The following is a 19875-nucleotide window of genomic DNA, read 5'->3' on the forward strand; positions in this document are numbered from 1 at the left end:
GGAGGAGATGAAATGGATACCACTGACAGCAGCAACGTCAAGCCGCCGCTGTCAAACTGCTGCCGTCAAGCTGCCCTAACGCGCTCCAACGCCGTCGTCACAAGTTCTTCCAGCAAAGGCTCGACCTTCGCAGCCAGCGCTTCGTCATACGCATACGGCATCTGCTCCTCCATATACGTAATCTGCGACAACTCGAGTTGTACCGCGTGCACACCCTGCGACGGCTGCCCGTACTGCCGCGTGATATAGCCGCCCTTAAACCGCCCGTTGGCGACAGCAGAGTACCCGCCATGCCGCCCGACCACAGCAGCCAATTCCTCGCCCAATCCAGCCACCGCGCTGGCGCCGTTCGACGTGCCGAAGTTGAAATCGGGCAGACGTCCTTCGAAAAAACGCGGCACGTGCGAGCGAATCGAATGCGCTTCCCACAGCAGCACCTTGCCGTGCTTCGCCTTCAGCGCGGCCAGCTCGCCCGTCAGCGCGTCGTGATAGGGCTTCCAGTAAGCATCGCGCCGACGCGCGACTTCGGCCTCGCTCGGCAGATGGCCGTCGAGGTACAAGGGTTCCTTGTCGAAGGTATCGACCGGCAGCAAGCCGGTGGTGTCCTGCCCCGGATACAGATTCGCGCCGTCGGGCGGACGGTTCAGGTCGATCACATAACGCGCGTAGGTCGGCGACAGGATCGACGCGCCCATGCGTTTCGCAAACGCGTAGAGACGGTCGAGATGCCAGTCGCAGTCGTCGGTGCGCTGCGCGACCAGCGTCATCGTTGCGGCGATATCGGCGGGGATTTGCGTGCCCAGATGCGGGATCGAAATCAGCAACGGCAAGCTTCCCTGATGCAGCGATAGAACCGGCGGAGTAGTAGTAGACGAAGCAGTCATGTCAGTCCGGAATCGATGGGATCGATAAAAATCGAAGGCTCAGCGTGTTCAGCCATTCATGCGAGCATTTCGCTTCAGCAAGTGGTTTCAGCCAGCGGCGTCAGCAGTTTACTTGAGCAAATCGGCGAGCGCCCCGCGATAACGCGCGTACGCACCCTCTTCATCGCGATGGCGGCGGTTGTCGACAACCTTGTCGCCGCCCGCATAGACGTCGCGAATCGGTGTCTCGCCATGTTCGCAGAATACAACGCCCGAGAGCCACGCGTTCGGCGCGTGCTCGGCGATGCTCGAATGATCCGGGTCGAGCACCAGCCAGTCGGCGCGGTGGCCGGCCTGCAATGCACCCACTGCACGACCGGTGGCATGCGCGCCGCCTTCGAGCGCCGCGTCGAACAGACGATCGGCCACGTGCGTGGCCTGCGCCGATGCCAGCACATTGCGCTGACGGCGAGTCAGACGCTGGCCGTATTCGAGCAAACGCAATTCCGCTCGCCAGTCGACGCCGATATGGCTATCCGATCCGACCCCGATGCGCCCTTGCGCGTCGAGATACTCTTGCGCCGGAAAAATGCCGTCGCCGAGATTCGCTTCGGTCGTCAGACACAAACCCGCGACCGCACCGCTTTTCGCGAGCGCCAGGGTTTCGTTGGCATCGACATGCGTGGCGTGCACGAGGCACCAGCGGCTGTCGACGTCGAAGCGATCGAGCAGCCACTGCACCGGCCGCGCACCTTCGGTTTCGAGGCAGGCGTCGACTTCGGCGGTTTGCTCGGCGATATGGATGTGAACCGGCGCGCTTCGATCGATACCATTCAGCAATGCATGCAACGAATCAGCCGATACCGCACGCAACGAATGCGGCGCGACACCATAACGTAACGCCGCGCTCTCGGGACGCGCCGCGCGCACCGTGCCGAGCAGATCGAGCAGACTCTCCGGCGTGTTGATGAAGCGTTGCTGATCTTCGCGCGGGGCGCGCGAGCCGAAGCCGCTGTACTGATACAGCACGGGCAGCATCGTCATACCGATGCCGCTCGCCGACGCGGCATCCACCACACGCTGCGCCAGTTCCGCCTGATTCGAATAGCGGCTGCCATCCGGCGTGTGGTGCACGTAATGGAATTCGCAGACCGACGTGTAGCCCGCCTTCAACATCTCGATGTACAGCCACTGCGCGACGGCAGCGAGCCCTTCCGGCGTGATCCGTGCGGCGAAGCGGTACATCAGATCGCGCCAGCTCCAGAAGTTGTCCGTGGCGTTCGCACGATACTCGGTCAGACCGGCCATCGCGCGTTGAAACGCATGCGAGTGAAGATTCGGCATGCCAGGCAACACGGGGCCCGCGGTTTTTTGCACACCGTCAGGAACCGCCGCCGTATCCGGCGTCACGGATGTCAGCGTGCCGTTAGCGTCCCATTCCAGCAGCACATTGCGGCGCCAGCCGTCGGGTAGATAGGCGTGGTCGGCAAATAGTGATCGTTTTGATTGCATCATCTCTCAGGCCCTAGCTCAAATCACGCCGTGTATAAACAGTCTCGCCTGCGCGCACGACTCGCGCGCACAACGGACGCCCAATCCAGTAAGCCAGCTCGGCAAGCGTTTCCACCGACCACACCGCGAAGTCCGCCGCACGCCCGGCTTGCAGCGAGCCATGCTGGTCCGCCTTGCCGAGTGCACGCGCCGCATGCGTGGTCACGCCTTGCAGCACTTCGGGCACCGTCATGCGGAACAACGTGGTCGCCATGTTCATCATCAACAACAGCGAGGTGGTGGGCGACGTGCCGGGATTGCTGTCGGTGGAAATCGCGATCGGCACCTGGTAGCGCCGCAGCAAATCCAAAGGCGGCAATTGCGTCTCGCGGATGAAGTAGTACGCGCCAGGCAGCAGCACGGCAACGGTGCCGGACGCTTTCATCGCGGCGACGCCCGCTTCATCGAGGAATTCAAGGTGATCCGCGGACAGCGCATGGTGACGCGCAGCCAACGCCGTGCCGCCGCCGTTCGATAACTGCTCGGCGTGCATTTTCACCGGCAATTTATGGCGCTCGGCGGCCTGGAACACGCGCTCGCTTTGTTCCAGAGAAAAACCGATGCGCTCGCAGAACACGTCGACGGCGTCGACCAGTCCTTCGTCGGCGAGCACGGGCAGCATCGTGTTGCAGACTTCGTCGATATACGCGTCGGCTCTTCCAGCGAATTCAGGCGGCAAGGCGTGCGCCCCGAGAAACGTCGTATAGACCGTCACCGGATAGCGCTCGCCCAAACGGCGTGCGACGCGCAGCATCTTGCGTTCGCTGGCGAGATCGAGGCCGTAGCCGGATTTGATTTCGACGGCGGTCACGCCTTCGGCTAGCAGCGGTTCGAGGCGCGCGGCCGATTGGCGGAACAGCGAGTCTTCGTCAGCGGCACGCGTGGCGCGCACCGTCGAGACGATGCCCCCGCCCTGCCGCGCGATTTCTTCATAACTGACGCCCGCGAGGCGCTGCGCGAATTCATCCGCGCGCTGGCCGCCGTACACGAGGTGGGTATGGCAATCGACGAGGCCTGGTGTCACCCACGCGCCGTGCAGATCTTCGCGCGGCCATGCGGCGTAGTGGGCGGGTAAATCGGAAGCCGCGCCAAGCCACACGATCTTGCCGTTTTCAACGGCAATCGCGGCATCGGGCAGCGTGTGTTGGGGATCGCCCTCAGGGCAGAGTTTCAGGTGATGCCAGACGGTTTGCTTCATCGCGTGCTCGTTGCAGCTCGTTGCGTGTCTGTGGTGGTTCGCGGCGCGCTTTGCCAGGCGTTTGCCAGGATTCAAGCGCGCACGCGAATCGTCGTCATAGTTGCGGTGATCACGTGTAGCGGATGCTGATCGCGAGCAATGCGCCCGCGCCCTCGACCACGCATGACAGCGCACTCGGCGTGTCGATGCGCAGTGTGTCGTCGGCTTCAAGCACTTGCGGTTGGGCTTCGCCACCGAGCGTGACCGAAATCGAACCGCTGGCGCAAAACAGCAACACAACGTCGGCGGACAAAGTGCGTTGCGTAGCGCCGCGCCATACGTCAGTTTCGCCTACCGCCGCACCACGGCGGACCATCAGGTTGAAGTCGCGCGTGGCGCCGTCGACTAGGCGTGCATCGATTCGCGCTTCGCCCGCAAACCGCGCGATATCGAGTGGTTGAGTCAACGCGTACGTCTTCACGGCGTGAGCACCGGTGTCGTCTGTTTCGTCGAGCAACATGCCCGCGCCCGACAACAACACCAACGTGCGGTCGATACCCGCGAAACGCGAGAACGGCCCTGCTTGCGCCACGTCGGCGATGCTTACGCGCCACGTGAATGCATCGAGCCCTGCGCCTGCGGGAAACGCCCCCACTTCACGCGTAACGCCGCCGCCGTTCTTCCACGGCGCCGCCACGAGGTCGGCGCCGCGAATGAGCGTCGTGGTTGCCACGTTAGGGACAACCGTCACGATTAACGGCCCAGCATCGGCAGATTCAGACCTGCCTCGCGCGCCGTTTCCTGCGCGAGTTCATAGCCTGCATCCGCGTGACGCATCACGCCCGTCGCCGGATCGTTGAACAGCACGCGGCCGAGGCGCTCCTTCGCAGCGTCCGTACCATCAGCGACGATCACGACGCCCGAGTGCTGGCTGAAGCCCATGCCAACGCCGCCGCCATGATGCAGCGAGACCCACGAAGCGCCGCCTGCCGTGTTCAGCAGTGCGTTGAGCAGCGGCCAGTCGCTGACCGCGTCCGAGCCGTCCTTCATCGACTCGGTTTCGCGATTCGGGCTTGCCACCGAACCGGTGTCGAGGTGATCGCGGCCGATCACGATCGGCGCCTTCAACTCGCCATTCCGGACCATTTCGTTGAACGCCTGGCCCAGACGATAACGGTCCTTCACGCCGACCCAGCAGATCCGCGCGGGCAAACCCTGGAACGCGATGCGTTCGCGCGCCATGTCGAGCCAGTTGTGCAGATGCGGATCGTCAGGAATCAGTTCCTTGACCTTCGCATCGGTCTTGTAGATGTCTTCCGGATCACCCGAGAGCGCGACCCAGCGGAACGGGCCCTTGCCTTCGCAGAACAGCGGGCGGATATACGCCGGCACGAAGCCCGGGAAATCGAACGCGTTTTCAACGCCCATTTCCAACGCCATCTGACGAATGTTGTTGCCGTAGTCGAGCGTAGCGGCGCCACGTTCCTGCAGCGTCAGCATCGCCTGAACCTGCTTGGCCATCGACTGCTTGGCGGGCAGCACGATGCTGTCCGGCACCGTCTTCTGACGCTCGCGCCAGTCTTCGACATTCCAGCCTTGCGGCAGGTAGCCGTGAATCGGATCGTGCGCGCTGGTCTGATCGGTCACGCAATCCGGCGTGATGCCACGCGTCACGCATTCAGCGAACACATCCGCTGCGTTGCCGAGCAGGCCGATCGACACCGGCTTGCCCGCCTTCTTCGCTTCTTCAAGCATGGCGAGCGCTTCGTCGAGCGTCGCCGCTTTCTTGTCGACGTAACGCGTCTTCAGACGGAAGTCGATACGTGTCTCATCGCACTCCACTGCAATCATCGAGAAGCCGGCCATGGTTGCTGCGAGCGGCTGCGCGCCGCCCATGCCGCCGAGACCACCCGTCAGAATCCAGCGGCCCGAAGGATCGCCGTTGAAATGCTGGTTCGCCACCGAGAAGAACGTCTCATAGGTGCCCTGCACGATGCCTTGGCTGCCGATGTAGATCCAGCTGCCCGCGGTCATCTGCCCGTACATCATCAGGCCCTTGCGATCGAGTTCGTGGAAGTGTTCCCACGTCGCCCAATGCGGCACCAGGTTCGAATTCGCCAGCAGCACGCGCGGTGCGTCCGCATGGGTCTTGAACACGCCGACCGGCTTACCCGATTGAATCAGCAGCGTCTCGTTCTCTTCGAGGTCTTTCAGCGACGTGAGGATCTGATCGAAGCAATCCCAGTTACGCGCGGCACGGCCAATGCCGCCGTACACGACCAGTGCGTGCGGATGCTCAGCGACTTCCGGGTCCAGATTGTTCTGGATCATCCGGTACGCGGCTTCCGCGATCCAGGTCTTGCAGGTCTTTTCCGCGCCGCGCGGTGCGCGGATCGTGCGGGTCGGGTCCAGACGCGGGTCGATGTGTTTCGGGTTGTTCATGGTGGCCCTCGGGATGCTTGAAAATGTGCGGGAGAAGTTCAGGGAAATGAGTCGGAAACGGTCTTTAAAAGCGGTGAAATCAGAAATGTCCGGTGAAGCGATAGCGGCTGCCGGGATGCCAGAGATTGGCGATCGAGGCGACCTGGCTTTGCGACCACGTGCGCCGATGCAGCACGAGGCACGGTTCGAGTTCATCCATCGTCAGCAGCTCGCGGGTATCCGCATCCGCAGCCAGGGCTTCGATGCGGTACTCGACACGCTGCAACGGCGCCACCCGCACCAGATACTGATTCGGCGTGGTGTTCGTGAAGTCCTGCAATGCGTACTCGGGCGCGACCGCCGGGTTGACCCAGCGCTCTTCGAGTTGCACCGGCTCGTCGTTTTCGAAATGCAGCACGCGTGAATGAAACACCGGACTGCCCGCGCTCACCTGCATTTCTTCGGCAAGCGCTTCGTCGGCGATGCTCGCGCCGATGTGCAGCACGTTCGCCTGATGACGATGACCGCGCGCGACGATTTCGTCGGAAATACTGCGGATCGCCACCAGTGTCGATTCGTACTTGGGCCGGGCGACAAACGTGCCCGAGCCCTGCACGCGCGTCAGCACCTGCTCCGAAGTCAGCTCGCGCAACGCGCGGTTGACCGTCATGCGCGCCACGTTGAATTCACGCGCGAGCTCGTTTTCGGAGGGCACCTGGTCGCCTTCAGCCCATTCGCCCGCATGGATGCGGCCGAGGATGAAGTCCTTGATGCCCTGATAGGCCGGTGCGTTCATTGGCTTGATTGGCGTGCTTGAAACGTGATGTTCGAGCTTACTGCTCGGACGCGAACGAGAACGGGCTCAGCTTCGCGATCGTGCCGTTCTGCACGAGACGCGTGACGGCCGCGATATCCGGTGCGAAATAGTGGTCGAGTTCGTAATGCGCGACGTCCTTGCGCACTGCGTCCATCACTTTCTGCAGGCTCGGGCTGGTCTTGTGCGGCGCGCGCAGATCGACGCCTTGCGCAGCAGCGAGCAACTCGATCGACAGAATGTTCGCGACGTTTTCAGCAATGTCGCCAAGCTTGCGCGCAGCGAACGTCGCCATCGAAACGTGATCTTCCTGGTTCGCGGACGTCGGCAGCGAATCCACCGATGCCGGATGCGCAAGCGTCTTGTTCTCCGACGCGAGTGCCGCAGCCGTCACGTGAGCGATCATGAAGCCCGAGTTCACCCCACCGTCGCGCACGAGGAACGGCGGCAGACCCGACAGCGTCGCGTCGATCAGCAGCGCGATGCGGCGTTCGGCCAACGCGCCGATTTCCGCGACGGCGAGCGCGAGGTTGTCAGCGGCAAATGCGACCGGCTCGGCGTGGAAGTTGCCGCCCGACAGCACTTCGCCCGTGTCCGGGAAAATCAGCGGATTGTCGGAGACGGCGTTCGCTTCGATCAGCAGCACGTCGGCCGAATGACGCATCTGGTCCAGACACGCGCCCATCACTTGCGGCTGGCAGCGCAGGCTGTACGGGTCCTGAACCTTGTCGCAATCGGCGTGCGAGACATTAATGCCCGAGCCTTCCAACAGCGAACGGTAAGCCGTTGCCGCGTCCGTCTGGCCTTGATGACCACGCAGTTCGTGAATGCGCGCGTCGAACGGCTTGACCGAACCTGCTGCTGCATCCACCGACAACGCGCCCGCCACCAGTGCGGTGCGGAACAGGTCTTCGATGGCGAACATGTTGTAGAGCGCGAGCGCGGTCGAGGCTTGCGTGCCGTTCAGCAGCGCCAGACCTTCCTTCGCTTGCAGCGTGAGCGGCTTCAGGCCCGCCAGCGCGAGGCCTTCGGTAGCCGGCATGCGCTCGCCCTTGGCGAACACTTCGCCGACGCCAATCAAGGTCGCCGACATATGCGCGAGCGGCGCGAGGTCGCCCGATGCGCCGACCGAACCCTTGACCGGAATCACCGGCAGCACGTCGGCGTTGTACAGCGTGATCAGCGCTTCCATCACCTCGCGGCGAATGCCCGAGTGGCCGCGGCCGAGACTCGACAGCTTCAGCGCGATCAGCAGGCGCACCACCGGACGCGACATCGGCTCACCCACGCCGACCGCGTGCGACAGCACCAGATTACGCTGCAGCAGCTCGAGCTGGTCATGCGGAATGTGCGTGCTGGCGAGGCGCCCGAAACCCGTGTTGATGCCATACGCCGGCTCGCCCTTTGCGGCGATATCGGCGACGGCTTTGGCGCAGGCGTCGATGGCGGCGTGACTGGCGGGATCGAGCTGCAGCGCGACGTGCTCGCGGGCGATCTGGCGCAGTTGCGGGAGGGTCAGGTAGCCGGGCTTCAGAATCATCATGGTGTTGTGTCCTGTCTTGTCTATACAATTCAAGAGGAAGTCTAGCGGCGTCGACTTGTATATACAACTTGTTTTTGCAGTTTCGGGCCTGGGGGTTTCCATTAGAGATGGAAGCTTACGTGGTATGCATATCGCTTGAGCCGGGGGTTTCGGGTGTCGGCGCGCGCCGCATCGCATTTGTTCGTCGCGACAACCAACTTGTATATACACGTTAAAAATACAGGGCGGCAAGCGGACAAAAAAACTCATGACGCCGGGCTGGCGCGGCCGGGTCAGTCGGAACGGCCAATCCACCGATTCCGCTCTGCGTCGTTGCCCCTCGGCCTCGATGCGCGTCTTCCAGAGTTATAGGAGAGCGCACCGAAGACGCAAAAAAGCCCGCACTCATAGGAGCCGCGGGCTTTTTTAGACGTACCGCGTGAGGGCACGGCTCACGCCGGAGACGGTCTGCTGCAATTTCTCTGCCGCCGCGGTGATCGAACCGCAGTCGATCACCGTCGCGAACACCAGTAATTCGCCGGCGAACGTCTTCATTGTTGATTTAAAATCAAGATTGATTTGAGACTAACACGCTTTTTGCGAGAATCAAGACGGCGGATACTGCGTCCATGTCATCGTATTTCCGGTGTTTCCACCTTAGGAGAACGTCTTGAAGATTTTCATTACTGGCGCAAGCGGCTTTATCGGCGGTTCGATTGCGGCGCACCTCGTGCGCGCCGGCCACCATGTACGCGGTTTGATTCGCAAGCCCGAACACAGCGCCGAGTTGCAACGCCTCGGTATCGAACCCGCCATCGGCACGCTCGACGACCGTGAACTGCTGATCGCCGAAGCCAAAGCCGCCGACGCGGTCATCAACGCCGCGAGCAGCGACCATGAAGGCGCAGTGAAAGCGTTGATCGACGGCCTCGCCGGCTCCGGCAAGCCGTTTCTGCATACGAGCGGCTCGAGCATCGTCGGCGATGCCTCGGGCGGTGAAGCGGGCGAAGCACGCATCTATCACGAAGACGCCCTGCCCGAGCCGACCGCGGACAAAGCGGCACGCGTCGCCATCGATCAGCTCGTACTCGATGCGGCGCAGCAGAACATCCGCTCGGCGGTGTTGTGCAACACGCTGATCTATGGCCACGGCGCGGTGCCGGGCAGCGCAAGCGTGCAGTTGCCACGGCTTGTGCGTCAGGCGCAAAAGAGCGGCGTGGTGCGGCATGTGGGCAGCGGCGGCAACATCTGGTCGAACGTGCATATCGACGACGTCGCCGAACTCTATCGCCTTGCGTTGGAGAAGACGCCGGCGGGCACCTTCTACTTCGTCGAAAGCGGCGAGGCGTCGTTTCGTGACATGAGCGCCGCAATCGCCCGCGTGATGAAACTGGGCGAGCCGCAAGACTGGCCGCTCGCAGAAGCGCAGAAGGAGTGGGGTTACGAAATGGCTTCGTACGGGCTCGGTTCGAACAGCCGCGTGCGCGGTGAGCGCGCACGCAAACTGCTCGGCTGGCAGCCTGAACGCACGTCGGTGATCGACTGGATTGAGCACGACATGATGGCCGCCAAGTGAGTTCCTTCGTGGCTTAACCCAAGGGGGCTTCCTTCCGGGTGCAAGCCGAGGGGACGTCCTCCGGGGCGTCCCCAAGGGGACTTCCTTCGGGGCGTAATCCATGTAAGCCCAGGCGTAGCAAATCCGTAAGCTCACCTCGCTAGAATCCGGCTCACGTAATAGCGCGATTCGACGATACGAGTCGCGCGTAAGCCCGGATTTGATCGATGACCTTGGCGTTGAATTTCGACTGGCTGACCAACCTGCTAGCGATTATTTTCGTCGTAGCATGCCTGTACGACGCACGCTACGACGAGTACGGCACGTTGACGCTGTCCGCGGCCGTGATGAGCCTTGTCGTGATGGCGATCGAACTGTTCCTCAAACCCGCCTTCGACATGGCGTTGTGAGTTCGGCGCTGCGCGATGCAGCGCCATCAGCTTTAACTTGCGTCTCACCTCGCCGCCGACGGACAACCACGAGTAGAGGCGCGAGCGGCTACGTCAGACCGCGACTTCCGGCGGCGCGCGACGGAAACAGCGCGTGATCCAGCCGAGATAGCACAACCCCAGCACGAACCACACCGCGCCGAGTACCAGTGCGGTTTTCTCGAGACTCACCAGCAGCCAGATATCCGCAATCGCGCCGGCCGGCGGCAACAGCAAGCCGCCGATCACACCCATGGCATTCGCGCTGCCCTTCGCGTTGAAGAACTGCCGGATCACACACAGATTGACCGCGGTGAACGCGAGAAATGCGCCGAAATTGATGAACGAGGTCGAGGTCGCCACGTCGAGCTTCAGTGCGACAAGACCGATTGCACCCGCGATCGCGATGTTCAGCGCCGGCGTCTTGAACTTCGGATGCACGAAACCGAAGATGCGCTTGGGCAAGACTTCGTCGCGTCCCATTGCATACAGCAGACGCCCCACGCTTGCCTGTGCCGAGATGCCCGACGCGAACTGCGCGAGAATCAGCCCGGCCAGAAACACCGTCACGAAGATATCGCCGCCTACTTTGCGCGCGACTTCGAAGGCGGCCGAATCCGGATCCTTGAATACCGCACCCGGATGCGCGAGCTGCACCGTGTACGCGGCGATCACGAAGATCGCGCCGCCGATCAGCGCAATCAGTACAATCGCGCGCGGCATGGTCTTTTCAGGGGCGATGGTTTCTTCAGTCAACGTCGACACTGCGTCGAAGCCGAGATACGAGTAGGCGGCAATCGCGGCGCCTGCCATCGTCGCCGAGAACGGCACATGCGGCTTGAAGAACGGCTCGGCCGAAATCAGACCGCCGGGACCGACCGCCGCGGTCACATAGTGACAGCACAACACGACGAACAATGCGACGATCGCGAGTTGCACGACCATCAGCACGATGTTGAAACGGTTCGCGAGTTCGAGGCCGAGAATATTCAGCCCGCTCGTCAACACAATGAACGCGACGATCCAGATCCAGCTTGGAATGTGCGGAAACGCGGCGCTGAGATACGCGGCGCCGATCAGCCAGATCACCATCGGCAGGAAAAAGTAATCGAGCAAGGTGGCCCAGCCGATCATGAAGCCCAGATGCGGATTGAAGCTTTTGCGCGTGTATGTGTACGCTGAACCCGCTACCGGGAAAAGCCGCGCGAGCTTGCCGTAACTGAGCGCGGTAAACACGATCGCGATCAGGGCAATCAGATACGCGAGCGCGGCGGTGTCATTACTGGCGGTCGCCAGCACGCCGTAGGTGCCGTAGACGATCAGCGGCGCCATATAGGCGAGGCCGAACAGCAAAACCGAAGGCAGGCCGAGGGTGCGTTTCAGATGCGCGCTTTGGGGCGCGGCAGGTGCGCCGGCGCGCTCCGTGGGTGATGTTGGGGTCATGCGGTGTCTCCTCTTGCGAATGGGCGAGCGTCGTCGAGGGCAACGTTGAACGCGCCCCGGTCGGGTTTTGTCGATCAGTCTTGCTGGATGCGCGGATGTCGCGCCGATGATGCTTTGTCTAACGTGGTGCGCGTAGGTGCACGCAGGTGCGTATAGGCGCTTATGTGCGCCTGCACCTGCGCGGCCCGCGCACGCGCCTTAGCGCGCGCGGATCACACGCGCACGTTGCCCTTGCTCGCCGTCCAGCGTCGCGAGGTCGAGCGCAATGCGCGCGTCATGCAGATAACGATAGTGCTCGCGCGCGCCTTCGAGACGCGCGGGATCGAGCGTGGCGCGCAGAACCGTTTCTTCGTGACCGGCGTCGCACACCACGTCGCCTAACGGATCGATCAGCGCCGATTCACCGGGGAACGTGAGATTGTCGTCGCCCGAACCAATGCGATTCACAAGCGCCGCGAACATCTGATTTTCCATCGCACGCGCCACGATTGCGCGGCGATGCACTGGCCCGAACGGGTCCATATTGCCGTTCGTCACGATCAGCAGATCGGCGCCGAGCGAGGCGACCGCGCGCGCCGTTTCCGGAAATTCGATGTCGTAGCAGACCAGGATGCCAACGGTCAGACCCTTGAAGCTGCATACTTCGTAACGGTCGCCGGGTTCGAACACACCGACATCCGACGCCCACAGATGCGTCTTGCGATAGCGCAGCGCGATCTCGCCGCGTTCGTCGACCAGCACCGTGGTGTTAAAAAAGCGGCTGCCGTCACGCTCGGCGAGACCTACCGCCACGGCTACGCGTGCTTCGCGCGCCGCATGGCGGACTGCGGTCAGCGACGGCCCGTCGATCGGTTCGGCCACGTCGCCGATGGTGTCTCGCGTCGGAAAACCCGACAGCGTGGTCTCCGGAAACACGATCAGATCGGTTCCGGCCGCGCGTTGACCGATGGTTTGCAGCACGCGTTGCACGTTTACCCCGCCTACGCCCACGGCGCCATCCACGATGGGGATCTGTGCCAATTCGAGTTGAAGCATTTTGTCTCCTGTGTCGGCCAGAGTTGGCGCTTTAGCACTTACTCTGGTCCCATTACCAGTCTGCTTCGCGTTAAATAGCGGCTGTTGTCAGGCGCCCGCGTTTCAGGTTGGGCCTATTATTACCAGACATATTTTTGTCCGTAATCACCCGGCTGGGTTACCCTCAACGGAGCACGCATGGAACTCGAATGGCGCGATCTGGCCTTTCATCGCGAGATCGGCGCGGTTATCGAAGCACTCGACAGCGCACAATTCTGGACTCGCCTCACACGCGCGCTCGAACGCTATGTCGTGTTCGACAACTGGGTCGCCCTGCGCTTCACGCCTGGCATGGCGCCGCTCGTCTGCGCAGAATCGCCGACACCGGACGGCACGGTGGATGTGATGTTCCAGGACTATCTCGCCGCGCTCTATCAACTCGACCCGTTTTATATTGCCGCGACCGAGAAGCCCGCATCAGGCTTCGTCACGCTGGCGGACGTCGCGCCTGACAACTTCTCGATGACCGACTACTACCAGCGGTACTTCAGGAAAAACATCGTCGGCGATGAAGTGCACTTCAACTACATGATAGACGCGAGGCATACGCTGGCGTTCTCGCTGGGCGCAACGCAGCGCTATGGCGAGCGCGATCTGGCGGTGCTCGCGCTCTGCGCGCCATGGGTGATCGCGCTACTGCGGCAGCGCTTGCCGTATGAGGCATTCGACGCGCCGGAACCGGCCTCGAGCGAGGCGGTGGCGCAAACAGCGATCGACACGGGCGCTCCAGCGGACACGCCCACCTATGCCGCGCGTTTCGAGCAGGTGTCGTCGGCGGGCGGCCGCTCGTCACTTACCGCGCGAGAAGTGGAGGTGGCGATGCTGACCTTGAGCGGATTTTCAACGCGCGCCATTGCGGAGAAACTGACGATCTCGTTCGAGACGGTCCGCGCGCACAAGAAGCACATCTATACGAAACTCAACGTCAACTCGCAATCGGAGTTGTTCGCGCTGTTTTATGAAGCGGGACGCAAAGGGGCATGACGTCCCGCTTATTCTTTGCCGGCGCGCGTCAGGCGCTGCACGCGGCGCAACCGCTCGCCTTCTCCTCATAACGATCGTGATGCTTGAGCCACTCGCCCATATTCTTCTTCTCCTCGCGGCCTTTCGGCGTTACGTCGAGATGCGCGTACGCGCTGAGGAACTGCTCGCCGCCGCGTCCGTAGGTGGAATACGTGTGATAGACGTCGCCCGCTGCGTCCTTGTAGAACACGCTGTGACCGGGTAGCTCGTCGATGCCGACATCCTGCTCGGTGAAGTTGTAGTACCCCTTCTTACTGGCGATCTCCTCCGGCGTGAACGACACGTGATAGTCGAAATTGAAGTCGCTCTCATTCGATGACACCCACGGAAACTTCCAGCCCATGCGTTTTTTGAAAGCCTCGATCTTCGCGAGCGGCCCACGCGAGACCGCCACGTAGGATACGTCGTGATGTTCAAGATGCGTCAGGATGCCGTCCATGTGATCCGACACGAACGAGCAGCCAAAACAGCCCTCTTCCCAATCCGGGCCGAGCATGAAGTGATAAACGATCAACTGGCTACGGCCGCCGAACAGATCGGCAAGTGTCCTGGGGCCTTGCGGCGTTTCGAATACATAGGTCTTCTCGACCTTCACCCAGGGCAGCGCCCGCCGTTTGCGGGCGAGTTCATCGCCGGCACGTGTGTACGCTTTCTCTTCGACCAATAGCGCCTTGCTGGCGGCCAGCCATTCTTCCCTGGTGCCGATACGGTGTTGCGGGTCCATGTGCGTCTCCTTCTCTGCGTCGTGCAGATTCGATAGAGCAAAATCAGACGAATTCAGGCGAAGTAACGTTCCAGCGAATCGAGGCCGCCGTTCCAGCCGAATTGGTGGTGGTCGCGCGTTTCTTCGTCGACGAACTGTTCATGCGTGAGCGTCAGCAAGGTAGCGTTGCCGTCCGGGCGCAGCAGCACCGTGACGAGCGACTCCTGCTCCGGACTCGAACGCCATGCCCATGTGAACACCAGTTTGGCGTCGGGCACCACCTCCAGATACTGACCATTGACCTCGAGTTCCCGGCCGTCCGTCTTGAGATACCTTATCAAATAGCGTCCGTCCACGCGCGCATCCAGTTCCGCCCGAATCACCTCGGCATCACCCGGATGCATCCACTTCATGAGTTGCGCCGCTTCCGTCCAGGCGCGGAAGACTTTGGCGGGCGCGGCGTTGATTCGGCGCTGGAGGGTAAGACTGGGTTTGGCGGGCATGGCGGTTCCTCTTCGACGAAAGCAGCAAGACGATCGAGTGATTCGGACCAGAAGCGCTGATAGCGAGTGAGCCATTCCATGGCTTCCTCCATCGGTCCGGCGGACAGGCGGCACGCCACCGTGCGGCCGGTTTTTCGGCGCGTGATAAGACCAGCCTCGGACAGCACGTCGAGGTGTTTCATCACCGCAGGCAAGGACATCGCAAACGGCTCGGCGAGTTCGCTGACCGACAGATCGTTCAGTTGGGACAAACGCGCGAGCAACGCACGCCGCGTCGGATCGGACAGCGCGGCAAAGGTGCGATCGAGTAACGCTTCATTAAACTTAACCATGAGGTTAAGTATAGAAACACGCGTAAGAATGTCAAGGACAGGTGCGCACTTTTCTCAAAGCGCGCAGGAAGAGGAAGGTGCGAAGGGGATGCTGAAAAAAGATACGCGGCGCATCGCAGATCAAACTCTGCAACACGCCGCGTCAAGGTGGAGAACAACCGACTACACGTTTGAGCGAAGCGGCAAGGAAAGCCCGCCCCACTCTCGCGTTACAGCAAACCGCACAAAACTCAATGCGGCAGAATCAGATCGCCCAACCGCCGAGATAGAAGCCGACCAGCACGACAGCGATAACAACCGTGCCCACGTTCAGCTTGCGATACTCGCCGCTCACCACGCGGCCGATCACCAGCGTCGCGAAGCCGAGCATGATGCCCGTCACGATGTTGGCGGTCAGCACGATGAACACGGCGCACATCAGGCCCGACATCGCGTCGACCATATCGTCCATGTGCAGCTTGCTCACGTTCGAGAGCATCAGCAGACCGACATACATCAGCGCCGGGGCCGTTGCATACGAGGGCACCAGACTGGCCAACGGCGAGAAGAACATCACCACCAGGAACAGCAGACCGACCACCGCTGCTGCCATGCCCGTCTTCGCGCCGGCTGCAACACCGACCGTCGATTCGATGTAGGCAGCCGCCGGTGCACCACCGAGCAGGCCCGAGAAAATCGAGCTCAGCGAATCCGCCGTCAACGCACGGCCGCCGTTGATGATGCGGCCGTTTTCGTCAAGTTGACCGGCCTGTCCGGCAACGGCGCGAATCGTGCCGGTTGCGTCGAACACAGCGGTCATCACGAGTGCCAGCACGCTAGGCAGGACCGCCATCGACAGCGCGCCCTTGATGTCCATCGCACCGATCAGCGACGAATGGCCCGGCGCGCTCAGCGACGGCAGTGCGAACACGCCGTGGAACGCCACCGCCGGATCGATCAGGAGCGCAATCGCCGAGATCGCGACGATCACGATCAGGATCGAACCCGGCACGCGACGGCGCACCAGACCGAAGATCGCAGCCAAACCCGCCACCGACATGATCGCGGGCAACGCCGTGATATTGCCCAGCGACACCGGCAGACCGGCGCCCGGATTCTTGACGACCAGACCCACGTCATTCGCGGCGATCAGCAGCAGGAACAGGCCGATGCCGATCCCCGTGCCGTGCGCGATGCCGGTCGGCAGGTTGCGAAGGATCCACGAACGCACGCCCGTCACCGAGATCCCGGTGAAGACGACACCCATCAGGAACACGGCGCCGAGCGCAACGTTCGGCTGCAGACCTTTACCGAGCACGAGGCCAAACGCCGTGAACGCAGTCAGCGAAATCGCGCAGCCGATCGCGATCGGCAGGCGCGCCCACACGCCCATCAGCAGCGAGCCGAACGCGGTGGTCAGGCACACGGCGACGAACACCGCGCTGGTATCGAAGCCCGCTTTGCCGAACATGCCCGGCACGACGAACACGGAATAGACCATCGCGAGGAAGGTCGTGATGCCCGCGACAATTTCCGTACGCTGCGAACTGCCGCGTGAAGAGATTTCGAAGTAGCGGTCAAGAAAGCCCTTTCCGTCGAATGATTCGGCGCCGACTTCAGAAATCGGTTGGGCGTGGGGTTCCATCATGATGAGTGCCTCCTTTATCAGCGGGCTGAAACGGCTCGTATTCCGGCCGCCATCAGGTTCGTCTCGTTGCGTTGATCTAATGTGGTGTGGCAAGGTTTGAACGTCGGCTTGCGATGCGTCAGACAACCCGCATGCTCCGTTCTTCTTTTGCTGTCCCGAAATGTAGGCCAACACAAATATGTCTCCCATCGCATGAATGGCATGCTCGACATGTCGCGATGCTTATATCGTTTAAGGGACGGCAAACCATGGGGACGCTCCGCGCGTTTACACCTACGATTTGTCATCGAGTTGTGAAAGGGTTTTGAGGGGTTCGACGCGCAAAAACGGGCCTACGTCGGGGCAAGGAGCGCGCAACGCGGTATGAATCGTGCGCCGGGGACACCTGTCAGAAAGCCTGCAAAACCGGGCCGCCCCGGCGCCGCGGGTTACACTCTGGCCCTTACCTGACGCAACTGAGTGTCTTAACGGCGGCGGCCCACAGCGCCCGTCCGCACTGGTCCATGGAGTCCTTCTTGATGAGCGGCGGTTTTTCGCGTCCTGCCTGGCGTCTTCTGCTTGTTGCTGTGTTCGCGCTGTTCGCGCTGTCCGGTTGCAGCCTGCTGTGGGGCCCGCAACAGGCGCCGATTGTCGATGCCACGGTGATGCCCGTCGAACCCGCGAGCGCGCCCGTAGCCGCCTCCGCGCCGGAGCCGGCCGAGACTGAAGCGGCCGAGCCCGAACAGCCGAAGAAGCCCAAGAAGCCGGTCGTCAAGCCACGCAAGGTCGAACCTCCGCCGCCGGTCGCCACGCCCGCGCCGCCTCCCCCCGCGCCCCCGCCGCTGATCGTGCTGCGCACGATCGAGCGCAGCGAGGCGCGCGCCTTGCTCGATAGCGAAGTGCAGAAGCCCGACGGCAAGGTAGTGGGCCGCGCGGTCGATCTGATCGCCGATGCGAGCGGCAAGCCGCGCGAAATCGTGGTCAATCTGCAAGGCTTCCTCGGCGTCGGCGATCGCAAGGTCAATTTCCCGTGGAACGCGTTCCGCTTCACGCCGACCGCGAAGACCGCGCCGATCACACTTAACGCGACGGCCACGCCGACTCCCGCGGCGAAGTCCGCCGCCGTGCAATTGCCGCTGATCGACACCGACGTCGAGCGCTCGAACGGCGCCAAGGTCGGCCGCGTGATCGATGTGCTGATCGACGCCAACGCGCAGCCGCAGGCGGTCGTGCTCGACGTCAACGGCATGGTCAGCACCGAGCGGCGCACGATTGCCGCCAACTGGTCCGCGCTGCGTTTCGTCACGAAAGACAAGGAGCTGCATCCGCTGATCGATCTGAGCGATGCGCAGATCAACGCGACGCCGCCGTACGCCAGCGACAAGCCGATCCGCGCGGTGTCGCCCGCGCCGCCGCCCGCTCCCGCTTCCGCGCCAGCGCCCGCCACTGCGGCTTCTGCCGCGCCGGCCACAGTCACGGCGGGTTCCAACACACGGGCGGCCCGATGACAGGCCGCACTTTAGTCACCGCGCGCAGTTTGCGCGCACTCGATTGGCTGAATTTTTTCGTCGCCAACGTGCAGACGGGTTTCGGGCCGTTCATTGCGTCGTACCTTGCCTCGCACAAGTGGACTCAGGGCGAGATCGGCATGGCGCTGTCCGTCGGCACTATAAGTGCGATGGTGAGCCAGGTGCCGGGCGGCGCTGCCGTCGACGCGTTGCGCAACAAGAAAGGCGCTGCCGCATGGGCGATCTTCGCGATCATCTTCAGTGCGGTGCTACTGGCTGCGAGCCCGACGGTGTTGCCGGTGATTGCCGCCGAGGTGTTCCACGGCTTTGCCAGTTGCATGCTGACGCCAGCGTTGGCCGCGATCTCGTTCGCGCTGGTGGGGCGCGCGAATCTGGGCGACCGGTTGGGACGCAATGCGCGCTGGGCGTCGATCGGCAGCGCCGTCGCGGCCGGATTGATGGGCGTATTCGGCGAATACTATTCGCCTCGCGCGGTGTTCTGGCTGACCGCGGCGCTGGCGGTCCCTGCGCTGTTTGCGCTGACGATGATCCAGCGTACCGACACGATCGAGCTGCCGAAAACCGGGCCGACACCGGCGCAGATCGAACGGCGCGAGAGTTTGCGCGAGTTGTTGCGTGACAAGCGGATGCTGCTGTTTGCGGCTTGTATCGTGCTGTTCCACTTGTCGAATGCGGCGATGTTGAACCTTGCCGCTGGCGAAGTGACGGCCGGCATGGGCGACAACGTGCAGCTTGTGATTGCCGCGTGCATCATCGTGCCGCAGGCGATTGTGGCGATGATGTCGCCATGGGTTGGACGCTCTGCCGAGCGGTGGGGACGCAGGCCGATTCTGCTGCTTGGGTTTTCGGCGTTGCCGATACGGGCGTTGTTGTTCGCTGGAATCAGCAGCCCTTATTTGCTGGTGCCGGTGCAGATGCTCGACGGCCTGAGCGCGGCCGTGTTCGGTGTGATGCTGCCGTTGATTGCCGCCGATGTTGCCGGCGGGAAGGGGCGGTATAACCTTTGTATCGGGTTGTTTGGGTTGGCTGCCGGGATTGGGGCTACTTTGAGCACGACGGCTGCTGGGTTTGTGGCGGATCATTTTGGTAATGCGGTGAGCTTTTTTGGGCTTGCTGCGGCGGGCGCACTTGCCGTGCTGCTCGTTTGGGCCGCGATGCCTGAGACGCGGGATGCAGGGGCTGGGGATGAGGCGGAGCCTTTGGGGGATGGGAAGTCGGCTGTTAGATGAGGTTGTTTTTTGCCTTTGGCGGCGGCATTGGCCGTGTTCCTATGGTGTTGGCCTTTCCTTGCATTGTTAGTGGTCTATTAGCGTTGCCCCTGTGCGGGGCGG

At 62.4% G+C, this 19875-nt stretch carries 18 protein-coding genes and 1 pseudogene; 5 read left to right on the top strand and 14 right to left on the bottom strand.

All coding sequences use genetic code 11. The features are described 5' to 3' along the window. Positions 1-65: 65 nt before the first annotated feature. The 8 genes and pseudogenes from hutG to M0D67_RS37840 all read right to left on the bottom strand — a co-directional run. Positions 66-884, bottom strand: a complete 819-nt coding sequence (gene hutG, locus M0D67_RS37805) for an N-formylglutamate deformylase (protein ID WP_154565678.1) — start codon at positions 882-884, stop codon at positions 66-68. 108 nt (positions 885-992) lie between these two features. Further along, positions 993-2378: a formimidoylglutamate deiminase gene (locus M0D67_RS37810; protein ID WP_154565677.1), complete on the bottom strand. Its 1386-nt coding sequence runs from the start codon at positions 2376-2378 to the stop codon at positions 993-995. A 10-nt stretch (positions 2379-2388) separates the two neighbouring features. Continuing rightward, positions 2389-3612, bottom strand: coding sequence for an imidazolonepropionase (gene hutI, locus M0D67_RS37815; protein ID WP_171929239.1), 1224 nt, complete (start codon positions 3610-3612; stop codon positions 2389-2391). A 109-nt stretch (positions 3613-3721) separates the two neighbouring features. After that, on the bottom strand, positions 3722-4324 hold the full coding sequence (locus tag M0D67_RS37820) for a HutD family protein (protein WP_266242400.1): 603 nt from the start codon (positions 4322-4324) through the stop codon (positions 3722-3724). 20 nt (positions 4325-4344) lie between these two features. Then, positions 4345-6033: a urocanate hydratase gene (hutU, locus tag M0D67_RS37825; RefSeq protein ID WP_154565674.1), complete on the bottom strand. Its 1689-nt coding sequence runs from the start codon at positions 6031-6033 to the stop codon at positions 4345-4347. Positions 6034-6112: 79 nt separating this feature from the next. Continuing rightward, positions 6113-6808: a histidine utilization repressor gene (hutC, locus tag M0D67_RS37830; protein WP_054040559.1), complete on the bottom strand. Its 696-nt coding sequence runs from the start codon at positions 6806-6808 to the stop codon at positions 6113-6115. 37 nt (positions 6809-6845) lie between these two features. After that, a complete protein-coding gene (hutH, locus tag M0D67_RS37835) occupies positions 6846-8369 on the bottom strand; it encodes a histidine ammonia-lyase (protein ID WP_171929237.1) in 1524 nt (507 codons plus the stop codon). 414 nt (positions 8370-8783) lie between these two features. Then, positions 8784-8903 (bottom strand): annotated as a pseudogene (locus tag M0D67_RS37840) (LysR family transcriptional regulator); the annotation flags it as partial. A gap of 115 nt (positions 8904-9018) precedes the next feature. Here M0D67_RS37840 and M0D67_RS37845 point away from each other — a divergent pair. Both M0D67_RS37845 and M0D67_RS37850 read left to right on the top strand, forming a co-directional pair. Further along, positions 9019-9924 carry an NAD-dependent epimerase/dehydratase family protein gene (locus M0D67_RS37845; protein ID WP_266242403.1) on the top strand — a complete coding sequence of 302 codons (906 nt, stop codon included), beginning with the start codon at positions 9019-9021 and terminating at the stop codon, positions 9922-9924. 206 nt (positions 9925-10130) lie between these two features. Beyond that, positions 10131-10313, top strand: coding sequence for a hypothetical protein (locus M0D67_RS37850; RefSeq protein ID WP_154565672.1), 183 nt, complete (start codon positions 10131-10133; stop codon positions 10311-10313). A gap of 93 nt (positions 10314-10406) precedes the next feature. On the opposite strand, the gene M0D67_RS37855 is transcribed toward M0D67_RS37850, so the two are convergent. Together M0D67_RS37855 and M0D67_RS37860 are read right to left on the bottom strand one after the other, a co-directional pair. Further along, positions 10407-11774: an APC family permease gene (locus tag M0D67_RS37855; protein ID WP_266242405.1), complete on the bottom strand. Its 1368-nt coding sequence runs from the start codon at positions 11772-11774 to the stop codon at positions 10407-10409. 198 nt (positions 11775-11972) lie between these two features. Continuing rightward, positions 11973-12809 carry a carbon-nitrogen hydrolase family protein gene (locus tag M0D67_RS37860; protein ID WP_154565670.1) on the bottom strand — a complete coding sequence of 279 codons (837 nt, stop codon included), beginning with the start codon at positions 12807-12809 and terminating at the stop codon, positions 11973-11975. A 177-nt stretch (positions 12810-12986) separates the two neighbouring features. On the opposite strand from M0D67_RS37860, the gene M0D67_RS37865 reads away from it, so the two are divergent. Continuing rightward, a complete protein-coding gene (locus M0D67_RS37865; protein WP_266242407.1) occupies positions 12987-13832 on the top strand; it encodes a helix-turn-helix transcriptional regulator in 846 nt (281 codons plus the stop codon). Positions 13833-13860: 28 nt separating this feature from the next. Here the strand turns inward: M0D67_RS37865 and M0D67_RS37870 are convergent, their stop codons facing one another. The 4 genes from M0D67_RS37870 to M0D67_RS37885 form a co-directional block, all read right to left on the bottom strand. After that, a complete protein-coding gene (locus tag M0D67_RS37870; RefSeq protein ID WP_154565668.1) occupies positions 13861-14595 on the bottom strand; it encodes a thioredoxin family protein in 735 nt (244 codons plus the stop codon). A gap of 53 nt (positions 14596-14648) precedes the next feature. Then, entirely contained in the window at positions 14649-14987 is a 339-nt protein-coding gene (locus tag M0D67_RS37875; protein ID WP_233465048.1) for an SRPBCC domain-containing protein, read from the bottom strand. Next, positions 14984-15409: a helix-turn-helix transcriptional regulator gene (locus M0D67_RS37880; RefSeq protein ID WP_154565666.1), complete on the bottom strand. Its 426-nt coding sequence runs from the start codon at positions 15407-15409 to the stop codon at positions 14984-14986. The genes M0D67_RS37875 and M0D67_RS37880 overlap by 4 nt, the downstream gene beginning before the upstream one ends. 244 nt (positions 15410-15653) lie before the next feature. After that, the gene (locus M0D67_RS37885; protein WP_154565665.1) at positions 15654-17036 is read right to left on the bottom strand and encodes an NCS2 family permease; all 1383 of its coding nucleotides are present in this window, start codon (positions 17034-17036) and stop codon (positions 15654-15656) included. A gap of 518 nt (positions 17037-17554) precedes the next feature. Between M0D67_RS37885 and M0D67_RS37890 the strand changes: the two genes are divergently transcribed. Both M0D67_RS37890 and M0D67_RS37895 read left to right on the top strand, forming a co-directional pair. Further along, positions 17555-18523, top strand: coding sequence for a PRC-barrel domain-containing protein (locus M0D67_RS37890; protein WP_266242412.1), 969 nt, complete (start codon positions 17555-17557; stop codon positions 18521-18523). Then, positions 18520-19773 (top strand): MFS transporter, encoded by a 1254-nt coding sequence (locus tag M0D67_RS37895; RefSeq protein ID WP_171929430.1) that lies wholly within the window; start codon positions 18520-18522, stop codon positions 19771-19773. Before M0D67_RS37890 ends, M0D67_RS37895 begins: the two co-directional genes overlap by 4 nt. Positions 19774-19875 lie beyond the last annotated feature (102 nt).

It is taken from the genome of Paraburkholderia sp. SECH4 (assembly GCF_030511745.1).
GTDB lineage: Bacteria > Pseudomonadota > Gammaproteobacteria > Burkholderiales > Burkholderiaceae > Paraburkholderia > Paraburkholderia madseniana.

Excerpts from the sequence above, each read along its gene's own strand:
- hutG (WP_154565678.1), bottom strand. The coding sequence starts at position 884 with ATGACTGCTTCGTCTACTACTACTCCGCCGGTTCTATCGCTGCATCAG.
- M0D67_RS37810 (WP_154565677.1), bottom strand. The coding sequence starts at position 2,378 with ATGATGCAATCAAAACGATCACTATTTGCCGACCACGCCTATCTACCC.
- hutI (WP_171929239.1), bottom strand. The coding sequence starts at position 3,612 with ATGAAGCAAACCGTCTGGCATCACCTGAAACTCTGCCCTGAGGGCGAT.
- hutU (WP_154565674.1), bottom strand. The coding sequence starts at position 6,033 with ATGAACAACCCGAAACACATCGACCCGCGTCTGGACCCGACCCGCACG.
- hutC (WP_054040559.1), bottom strand. The coding sequence starts at position 6,808 with ATGAACGCACCGGCCTATCAGGGCATCAAGGACTTCATCCTCGGCCGC.
- hutH (WP_171929237.1), bottom strand. The coding sequence starts at position 8,369 with ATGATGATTCTGAAGCCCGGCTACCTGACCCTCCCGCAACTGCGCCAG.
- M0D67_RS37850 (WP_154565672.1), top strand. The coding sequence starts at position 10,131 with ATGACCTTGGCGTTGAATTTCGACTGGCTGACCAACCTGCTAGCGATT.
- M0D67_RS37855 (WP_266242405.1), bottom strand. The coding sequence starts at position 11,774 with ATGACCCCAACATCACCCACGGAGCGCGCCGGCGCACCTGCCGCGCCC.
- M0D67_RS37860 (WP_154565670.1), bottom strand. The coding sequence starts at position 12,809 with ATGCTTCAACTCGAATTGGCACAGATCCCCATCGTGGATGGCGCCGTG.
- M0D67_RS37865 (WP_266242407.1), top strand. The coding sequence starts at position 12,987 with ATGGAACTCGAATGGCGCGATCTGGCCTTTCATCGCGAGATCGGCGCG.
- M0D67_RS37870 (WP_154565668.1), bottom strand. The coding sequence starts at position 14,595 with ATGGACCCGCAACACCGTATCGGCACCAGGGAAGAATGGCTGGCCGCC.
- M0D67_RS37875 (WP_233465048.1), bottom strand. The coding sequence starts at position 14,987 with ATGAAGTGGATGCATCCGGGTGATGCCGAGGTGATTCGGGCGGAACTG.
- M0D67_RS37880 (WP_154565666.1), bottom strand. The coding sequence starts at position 15,409 with ATGGTTAAGTTTAATGAAGCGTTACTCGATCGCACCTTTGCCGCGCTG.
- M0D67_RS37885 (WP_154565665.1), bottom strand. The coding sequence starts at position 17,036 with ATGATGGAACCCCACGCCCAACCGATTTCTGAAGTCGGCGCCGAATCA.
- M0D67_RS37890 (WP_266242412.1), top strand. The coding sequence starts at position 17,555 with ATGAGCGGCGGTTTTTCGCGTCCTGCCTGGCGTCTTCTGCTTGTTGCT.
- M0D67_RS37895 (WP_171929430.1), top strand. The coding sequence starts at position 18,520 with ATGACAGGCCGCACTTTAGTCACCGCGCGCAGTTTGCGCGCACTCGAT.